This is a genomic window from Frankia sp. AiPs1, assembly GCF_023716945.1.
Taxonomy (GTDB): Bacteria; Actinomycetota; Actinomycetes; order Frankiales; family Frankiaceae; genus Frankia.
In genome coordinates, this window is sequence record NZ_JAMQQF010000234.1 from 1 (window position 1) to 8,603 (window position 8,603).

Genomic DNA, 8,603 nt, shown 5'->3' on the forward strand with positions numbered 1-8,603 from the left:
GCCCACACCCGCTCGGCGAACAGGTCGGCGCGCGCCGAGACCGCGCCGTGGCGCTCCCGCCCGGCGACGGGATGCGCCGGGCACCACGTCGACAGGTCGCAGCCGAGCTGGACGCCCTCGACCAGCGGGCGGACCTTGACGCTGCCGGCATCGCTGACCGTGTCGGCGAGCCCGGCCCGGGCCAGCGCCCGGACCTCGCCCGGGATCGTCGGCAGCGGGGTGGCGACGACGGCGTGCTCGACCCGCTCCCCCGCCGCCCAGGGCCGCCCCGCGCCCATCTTCGCCGCGATCGCGACCTGCGCCTCGTCGGCATCGCGGAGCAGGACCTCCACGCCCCGCGCGGACAGCGCCAGCCCGATGCTGGTGCCGATGAGACCCGTGCCGACCACACCGACCCGGCGCAGCCGCGGCAACAGGGCAGGGTCCCAGCCCGATCCGACCATGAGCCGACAGCCTATGGCGACATCGTCCTATGGCGACATCGTCCGCCACACTCGCCGTGCTGCCGGTGGTGCCGGCTGTCGCGCTACAGGCCGACGTTGCGGTAGAGGGCGCCGACCTCGCCGCGGGTGAGGTGGCGGGCCCGCCCGGAGCGCAGGGTGCCGAGGTAGACCGCGCCGTGCCGGGTGCGGACCAGCCGGTGCACCGGGTAGCCGACGGTCTCCATCATCCGCCGGACGATGCGGTTGCGGCCCTCGTGCACGACGATCTCCAGCATCACCCGGCCGTTCGCCTGATCGACGATCTGCACCGAGTCCGCCCGCGCCAGCCCGTCCTCGAGCTCGACGCCGGCGCGCAGGGTGCGCGGCACCTCGCGGCGCAGCGGCCCGGAGATCTCGACCAGGTAGGACTTCGGCACCTCGTAGGAGGGATGGGTGAGCCGGTGGGCGAGCTCACCGTTGTTGGTGACCAGCAGCAGCCCCTCGCTGTCGCCGTCGAGGCGACCGACGTGGAACAGGCCGCCGCCGCCGCCGAACTCGGTGAGCAGGTCGGCGATGGTGGGCCGGCCGCGGTCGTCGGACATGGCCGACAGCACCCCGCGCGGCTTGTTCAGCGCCAGATGTACCAGGCCGGTGCGGGTGACGATCCGGTCGCCGTCAACCTCGATGATCGCGGTCTCCGGGTTGACGCGGCGGCCCTGCTCGAGCACGACGACACCGTCCACGCTGACCCGACCGTCGGCGATGAGCTCCTCACCACGCCGGCGGGAACCGATGCCGGCCGCGGCGAGCACCTTCTGCAGCCGGATGCCCTCGTCCGCGGCGGAAGCCGAGTCCCGCGCAGGCCGGACGGGACGCTCCTCCTGAGCCGGCTGCGGGTCCCGAGCCGGTCGATCCTCTCCCCGGGCAGGCCGCGCCTCCCAGGTGGGCCGAGCCTGCGCACGAACGGGCCGAGCCTCCCCACGGACGGGACGAGCCCCTTCACGGGCGGGACGAGCGTCCCGTTGAGCTGGACGCTCCCCCCTGGGGAACGGGCGAGCCTCGCCACGGGCGGAGCGGGCCTCCCCACGGGCTGCCGGACGGCTCTCGCCACGAACCGCCGGACGCCCCTCCCCACGATCGGGACGACCCTCCCCACGGACGGGACGGCTCTCGCCTCGGACCGGCGGACGGCCCTCCCCGCGAACGGGACGACCCTCGCCACGAACCGGGCGGGCCTCCCCACGGGCGGCCGGACGGCCCTCGCCACGAACCGGACGACCCTCCCCCCGAACGGGACGACCCTCCCCACGAACTGGGCGAGCCTCCCCACGGGCGGCCGGACGGCCCTCCACACGCACGGGACGGCCCTCGCCACGGGCGGGGCGAGCCTCCCCGCTGCTGGGCCGAGCCTCCCCACGGGCAGGCCGAGCCTCCCGGGAGGGGCGGGCTTCCCCTCGGGCGAGGCGAGGCTCCCGGGTCGGGCGGCCGTCCGCGGGTGGACGGCTGTCCCTGCGGGCGCGGGCGTCGCGCGGCGCGCGGGGGCGGTCAGCAGCAGCGTTCATGAGGCAACGATGTCATCCAGATCGTCGAGTCCGGGCAGCAGGGGGGCCAAGGGCGGCAGCTCGTCGAGCCCGCGCAGGCCCATCCGTTCCAGGAAGTAGTCGGTCGTTCCATACAGGATGGCACCGGTTTCGGGATCGTGCCCGATCTCCTCGACGAGCCGCCGGGCGGTCAGGGTGCGGATGACGCCGTCGGCGGAGACGCCGCGCACCGCGGCGATCCGCCCGCGGCTGACGGGCTGCTGGTAGGCGACGACGGCGAGGGTCTCCAGCGCCGCCTGGGACAGCCGGGCGGACTGGCCGGCGAGCACGAAGCCCTCCACCCAGGGGGCACACTCGTCGGCGGTGTAGAACCGCCAGCCGGCACCGACATGACGCAGCCGAAAACCGCGACCGTCGCGGACGTATCCCTCGGCGAGCTCGGGAAGCAGCCGCTCGATCTCGCGGGCCGAGGCCCCGAGCCCGGTGGCAAGCTCGGCGACGCCGACCGGCCGCTCCGCGACCATGAGCACCGCCTCCAGCAGCGCCGCCAGCGGCGGCCGCTGCGCGGTCACCCCGCCGCCCGGGCGGGCGTCCGGGCCGGCGTCCGACTGTTCGCTCACGATGCCGCCTCCCGCGGTTCGTCGTCGGCCGGATCCTCGTCGTACAGCCCTCGGCCGATGGAGAGCAGGTCGCCCTCCGTGGCCGGATCGACGGCGATCCAGCGCACCGTCAGCTCCCCGAGGGGGATCTCCTGGTCGAAGGAGATCCGGCCCTCGCGGAACAGCTCCAGCAGGGCCAGGAAGCGGGCGACCACCTCGATCGTCTGCTGGCAGCCCGCGCACAGCGTGCGGAAGTCCGCGGTGCCGAGCTCCCGCAGCAGCAGGATGATCGCAAGCATGTGCTCCCGGACACTGATCCGGGGCAGGTGCACGTGGTCGGTGGCGACCAGCGGCGGCAGCGGCGGCTCGCGCAGCTTCGCGGCCAGCGCGGCGAGTTCCGCGGGGCCGATGCCGATCTGCACCTCGGGCAGGGCGGCGGCGTAGCGGGGCTCCAGCGGGACGGCGCGGGGCACGTGCCGGGCCTCCAGCGCCATCAGCCCGGCGAACAGCACCGACGCCCCCTTGTACGCCCGGTACTGCAGCAGCCGGGCGAACAGCAGGTCGCGGGCCTCGAGCAGGGCGAGGTCCTCGGACTCGTCGTCGGACAGGGCGCCGGGCAGCAGCCGGGCGGCCTTGAGGTCGAGCAGGGTCGCGGCGATCACGAGGAACTCGGTGGCCTGACCGAGGTCGAACCGGTCCCCCAGGCGGCGAATGTGCGCGACGAACTCGTCGGTGACCTGGGACAGCGCGACCTCGGTCACGTCGAGGCGGTGTTTGGCGATGAGCGAGAGCAGCAGGTCGAACGGGCCGCTGAAGTTGGCGAGTTCGACGACGAACGGCACGGTCCGCCCGCCGCGGGCGGTCGGCGCGGCCGGCTGCTCGGCGCCCGCCGCACCGGCACCGCCACCAGCACCAGCACCAGCACCAGCACCGACGCCAGCATCGGCATCGGCATCGGCCCCGGTCATGACGCCACGCTACGCCCGCGCCCGCCGGCCATGATCTCGCCGTCAGGCCAGGTTGAGGCCGATGAGGGAGGCGAGCCCGCGCAGCAGCGGGCCGATGAGCTGGCCGACGACCGACGGGAAGCCGGCGAACAACACCGGCAGCAACAGCAGCGCCAGCAGGATGACCAGGCCGATGTTGCCGTCGGTGAGCCGGTGGTGGACGCTGCGCCAGCCCGACGACGTCCCGCCGAGCAGGAACACCAGCCGCCCGGCGTCCGTCGGCGGGACCGGGATGAGGCTGACGATGAACATCGAGCCGAAGGTGATCGCCAGCCACAGGGTGAGCTCGGCGGCGAAGCTGTCCGGCACGGTCACCTCGGTCACCCGGTCGCCGAGGTAGATCCGGGCCGGGTCGCCGACCACCTGGAACAGCGCGAGCGAGCCGAGGGCCAGCAGCAGGTAGGCCACCGGGCCCGCGAGCACCGCGGCCGCGACGTGGAAGCGCCGCCGCCGCCACACGTCGTTCATCGGCACCGACTCGGCCCAGCCGTGGCCGACGATGAACACGGCGAGCCCGCTGAAGGGGCTGAGCCGATCCTTGACGCCGGTGGTGAGCCGGCCGCTGCGCAGGGGAGTGGGGTCCCGGACGACCCGCGCGGTGAGGACCTGGGCGGCGTCGTGCGCGAACACCCCGATCAGGAACGCGACGACGATCCCGAGCAGCGCCGCCGGCTCGGCGAGATGGAAAAGCACGTTGCTACCTTTTCGCCCCGATCATGCAAAAGCCCGGATTCAGCCGACAAGTGGGGGCGTGTTGTGCCGGACCATCACCTCGCGGGCCAGCCGCCGGTAGCCGGCGGCGCCGACCGAGGTGGGCGCGTACGTCGTGATCGGCTCACCGGCCACGGTCGTCTCCGGGAAACGGACCGTGCGGTTGATCACCGTGTGGAACACCTCGTCGGGGAACCGCTCGACGACCCGGGCCAGCACCTCGCGGGCGTGCAGCGTGCGGGCGTCGTACATGGTGGCGAGGATGCCGGCGAGCTCGAGGCGCGAGTTGAGCCGCTCGCGCACCTTGTCGATCGTCTGCAGCAGCAGCGCGACGCCGCGCAGCGCGAAGTACTCGCATTCCAGCGGGACGATGACGGCGTCCGCCGCGGTCAGCGCGTTCACGGTCAGCAGACCGAGTGAGGGCTGGCAGTCGACGAGGATGATGTCGTAGTCGTCGAGGATGGGGGCGAGCGCCCGGGCGAGGCTGTGCTCGCGGCCGACCTCGGTGACCAGCAGCACCTCGGCGGCAGACAGGTCGATGTTGCTCGGCAGCAGGTCCAGATTGTCGACCTGGGTCTCGACGATGACGTCGCGGACGTGGGCGTCCCCGCCGAGCAGCAGGTCGTGCACGGTCAGGTCGAACTGCATCGGGTTGATGCCGAGGCCGACCGACAGCGCGCCCTGCGGGTCGAAGTCGACCAGCAGCACGCGGCGGCCGTACTCGGCGAGGGCGGCGCCGAGGTTGATCGTGCTGGTGGTCTTGCCGACGCCACCCTTCTGGTTGCACATGGCCACGATCCAGGCGGGACCGTGGGCGGTCAGCGGGGCGGGGACGGGGAACGACGGCAGCGGCCGGCCGGTGGGGCCGGGCTGGCCCACCCCCTCATCGACGCTCTCGCCGCCGGCTTCGAGCCGCCCGTCTTCGGACAACCGGGGGTCACCGACGGTCACCTCACCGTAGGTGCGGCGGGTCGGGGAATCGACGGAGGGGGCGTCGGCAAATCGGACCACGGAGGGGTTGCTCCTTCTACAAAGAGCAGAAACGGACCGGTTGGAGCGTACCGACACTCACCCGTTCCCGGCGGCGCTGGGTGGCCGTAAAGCGGCGTGTCGCGCCATCGGGGGCGGTGCGCGTTGGACGGGTCACGCCCACAGGGGTACGAAATCATGCACCAGGGGTCACCGATGCGGTTCGGTCATGTGAAGGGAGCTCTCCTATGGGCGCAGAGACGGTGGAAGCGGTGGTGGCCCGGAGCAAGGGCACACCGGTCGGGCTGGAACGGATCATCGTCCCGGACCCGGGGCCGGGCGAGGCCCGCGTGCGCGTGCGCGCTTGCGGCGTGTGTCACACCGATCTGCATTACCGCGAGGGTGCGATCAACGACGACTACCCGTTCCTGCTTGGCCACGAGGCCGCCGGCACGGTCGAGTCGGTCGGCGAGGGCGTGACGGGCCTGGCCGCCGGCGACTATGTGGTGCTGGCCTGGCGGGCGCCGTGCGGGACGTGCCGGGCCTGCCGGCGCGGGATGGCCTGGTACTGCTTCGACTCCCGCAACGCCGTCCAGCCGATGACGCTCGAGGACGGCACGCCCCTCGCGCCGGCCCTGGGCATCGGGGCGTTCACGCCGCTCACGCTGGTCGCCGCCGGCCAGTGCGTACCCGTCGACCCGGCGGCGCGACCGGAGGCAGCCGGCCTGATCGGCTGCGGCGTGATGGCCGGCTTCGGCGCGGCGGTGAACACCGGGCGGGTCACCCGTGGGGAGACGGTGGCGGTCATCGGCTGCGGGGGTGTCGGGAACGCGGCGATCGCCGGCGCCGCCATCGCCGGCGCCCGGAAGATCATCGCGGTGGACGTCGACGAGCGGAAGCTGACCTGGGCCCGCCACTTCGGCGCCACCGACACCGTCGACGCCCGCTCGGCCGATCCCGTGCAGGCGGTCCGCGACCTCACCGACGGCTTCGGCGCCGACGTCGTCATCGAGGCGGTGGGCCGCCCCGAGACGTACCGGCAGGCGTTCGACGCCCGCGACCTGGCCGGGCGGCTGGTCCTGGTGGGGGTGCCGGACCCGACGATGACCGTCGAGCTGCCGCTGGCGGAGGTCTTCGGCCGCGGCGGCCACCTGTCGTCGTCCTGGTACGGCGACTGCCTGCCGAGTCGCGACTTCCCGATCCTCATCGACCTGTACCGCCGGGGCCGCCTCGACCTCGACGCCTTCGTCACGGAGACGGTCGGGATCACTGACGTGGAGGAGGCGTTCGCCCGGATGCGCCGCGGCGACGTGCTGCGCAGCGTCGTCGTCCTCTAACCGGCGAGGGTCCCGGCCACCTGGCGAGGGTCCCGGTCACCCGGCGAAGGTCCCTGTTCGCCGCACTGTCGCGCGGGCGGCAGGGCGGCCCGCAACCCGGATGCGCCCGATACGGTCGACGCGTCGGGGACCGCCGCCGGCCGGCGGCGGTCCGGCGTACGGCGGGCGGGCCATCCGGGTTTCCGACCCGATCGGGAATTCGGGAACAGAGGAGCGGGCGCCATGACCGGCACTACGAGCCTTCGGGTGGACCGCGTGATCACCCGCGGCGACTTCACCCTGGACGGCCAGACGTTCACCGTCGACAACAACGTCTGGCTCATCGGCAACGATCAGGAGGTCCTGGTCATCGACGCCGCGCACGACCCGTCGGTGATCGCGGCGGCGGTCGGCGCCCGCGTCGTGACCTCCATCATCGCCACCCACGGGCACAACGACCACATCAACGCGGCGGCGGAACTCGCCGACCTGGTGCGGGCGCCGATCGCGCTGCACCCGGCCGACGTGATGCTGTGGCGGACGATCTACCCGCACCGCGCCCCCGACCGGTCGCTCGCCGACGGGCAGCTCGTCGGCCTGCCCGGCGGCGGATCGCTGCAGGTCCTGCACACCCCGGGACACTCCCCCGGCGGGATCTGCCTGTTCGGCGAGCTGACCGGCGAACCGGCGCTGTTCAGCGGGGACACCCTGTTCCGCGGCGGGCCGGGGGCCACCGGGCGGTCCTACTCGGACTTCCCGACGATCCTCGCCTCGATCCGCACGAAGCTGCTCACCCTGCCGGCGAACACCGTCGTGCACACCGGGCACGGCGACGACACGACCATCGGCGAGGAGGGCGTCGACTACGACGACTGGGTCCGCCGGGGCCGCTGACGGCCCGTCACAGCCGTCCCGCCGTGTGCCGCTGATGATGGTCGCTGTGGGTGTGGTGCCGCGTCGCCCACACCGGCGCGACGACGGCGACCAGGGCGACCGCGACACCGACCTGCAGGATGTGGCGGATCCAGTCGACGCCGCCGGTATGGCGCACCCCGATCGCGCTGGCGATCACGTTGCCGACCAGCGCGCCCACGATGCCGAGAACGACCGTCAGCCAGATCGGAATGTCCTGCCGACCCCGGAGGATCAGTCGGGCCAGCAGGCCGATCACCAAGCCGGCGAGAATGATCCAGATGATTTGAAACACCGCACACCCCCAAGAGAGAGCCTGCCCTGGTTTTCTCCGTCACCACCCGGCCACAAACCCGTCCGACGAAGCGGGCAAGGAAGATAGACAGCCCAGCTCGCCGCCGAGGTCGGGCCAGAAATACTGTCAGTGCGGCAGAATTCGGGCGTCGATCGCCCGCAGATTGACGGTCTGCAGACCCTGATGCATCCCGGGGACCACATCGACGAGGAAATATCCGTGTAGTCGGTAGAAGCCCTGCGCGAAGTCGAAACTCGCCCCACCGCCGGTCAGCCCGGCCAGCCGGTAGGTGATGCCGGTGCAGCCTCTGTCGGGCCCGAAGCCCGGCGTCTGCCCGCCGCCCGGCGCGTTGCACGACGCGAACAGGGTGAAGTTCGGCAGCGGGTCGCCGCCGAGGTCCGGGCCGGGGAAGAAGGCCCGCGCGTTGTCCTGGCCCGGCGCGAGGACCTCCAGGAAGACGACGCCGGCGTTGTGGGCGGTGACGAAGTCGCCAAACGGCCGGCCCTGCGCGAGCTGCCCGATCGCCCCGCGGAACGCGGGGACCGCCGACAGGGGCACCTTCTGCGCCGCGCTCAGGGCGGTGACGACCGGGTACGCGGCCACCGAGGACGGCGCCGCCGGGGACGGCGGCCCGCCGGGCATGGTGGCCGGTCGGCCGACGCCCGACCGGGGTCGCAGGTCCAGCCCTGAGCCGGGACCGGGAACGCCGGAGGGAACATCAGAGGGAACGACGGAGGGAACGACCTGGATCACGCGCGGCGCTGCGGGCTGCCGGGACGGGGAGTGGTCGGGCTCGTCCGCGGCGTGGGCGGCGCCCAGCGCGGCCAGGCC

At 73.2% G+C, this 8,603-nt stretch carries 9 protein-coding genes and 1 pseudogene; 2 read left to right on the forward strand and 8 right to left on the reverse strand.

Annotation, left to right across the window (positions count from 1 at the left end; genetic code table 11):
• The 6 genes from ND748_RS18865 to ND748_RS18890 form a co-directional block, all read right to left on the reverse strand.
• On the reverse strand, nt 1-443 hold a 443-nt coding region (locus ND748_RS18865; RefSeq protein WP_251747294.1), incomplete at its 3' end, for a prephenate dehydrogenase/arogenate dehydrogenase family protein.
• Between the two features lie 83 nt (nt 444-526).
• Entirely contained in the window at nt 527-1,234 is a 708-nt protein-coding gene (locus tag ND748_RS18870) for a pseudouridine synthase (protein ID WP_374215972.1), read from the reverse strand.
• A gap of 746 nt (nt 1,235-1,980) precedes the next feature.
• Nucleotides 1,981-2,583, reverse strand: a complete 603-nt coding sequence (scpB, locus tag ND748_RS18875) for an SMC-Scp complex subunit ScpB (RefSeq protein ID WP_251747295.1) — start codon at nt 2,581-2,583, stop codon at nt 1,981-1,983.
• A complete protein-coding gene (locus ND748_RS18880; protein ID WP_251747297.1) occupies nt 2,580-3,530 on the reverse strand; it encodes a ScpA family protein in 951 nt (316 codons plus the stop codon). The genes scpB and ND748_RS18880 overlap by 4 nt, the downstream gene beginning before the upstream one ends.
• Nucleotides 3,531-3,572: 42 nt before the next feature.
• On the reverse strand, nt 3,573-4,262 hold the full coding sequence (locus tag ND748_RS18885) for a M50 family metallopeptidase (RefSeq protein WP_251747299.1): 690 nt from the start codon (nt 4,260-4,262) through the stop codon (nt 3,573-3,575).
• 39 nt (nt 4,263-4,301) lie between these two features.
• The gene (locus tag ND748_RS18890; protein ID WP_308205664.1) at nt 4,302-5,291 is read right to left on the reverse strand and encodes an AAA family ATPase; all 990 of its coding nucleotides are present in this window, start codon (nt 5,289-5,291) and stop codon (nt 4,302-4,304) included.
• A 206-nt stretch (nt 5,292-5,497) separates the two neighbouring features.
• On the opposite strand from ND748_RS18890, the gene ND748_RS18895 reads away from it, so the two are divergent.
• A complete protein-coding gene (locus ND748_RS18895) occupies nt 5,498-6,586 on the forward strand; it encodes an S-(hydroxymethyl)mycothiol dehydrogenase (RefSeq protein ID WP_251747301.1) in 1,089 nt (362 codons plus the stop codon).
• Between the two features lie 222 nt (nt 6,587-6,808).
• The gene (locus ND748_RS18900; protein WP_251747303.1) at nt 6,809-7,459 is read left to right on the forward strand and encodes an MBL fold metallo-hydrolase; all 651 of its coding nucleotides are present in this window, start codon (nt 6,809-6,811) and stop codon (nt 7,457-7,459) included.
• A gap of 7 nt (nt 7,460-7,466) precedes the next feature.
• Here the strand turns inward: ND748_RS18900 and ND748_RS18905 are convergent, their stop codons facing one another.
• Nucleotides 7,467-7,772, reverse strand: coding sequence for a GlsB/YeaQ/YmgE family stress response membrane protein (locus tag ND748_RS18905; protein WP_251747305.1), 306 nt, complete (start codon nt 7,770-7,772; stop codon nt 7,467-7,469).
• A gap of 126 nt (nt 7,773-7,898) precedes the next feature.
• Nucleotides 7,899-8,603: pseudogene (locus ND748_RS18910) on the reverse strand (hypothetical protein); the annotation flags it as partial.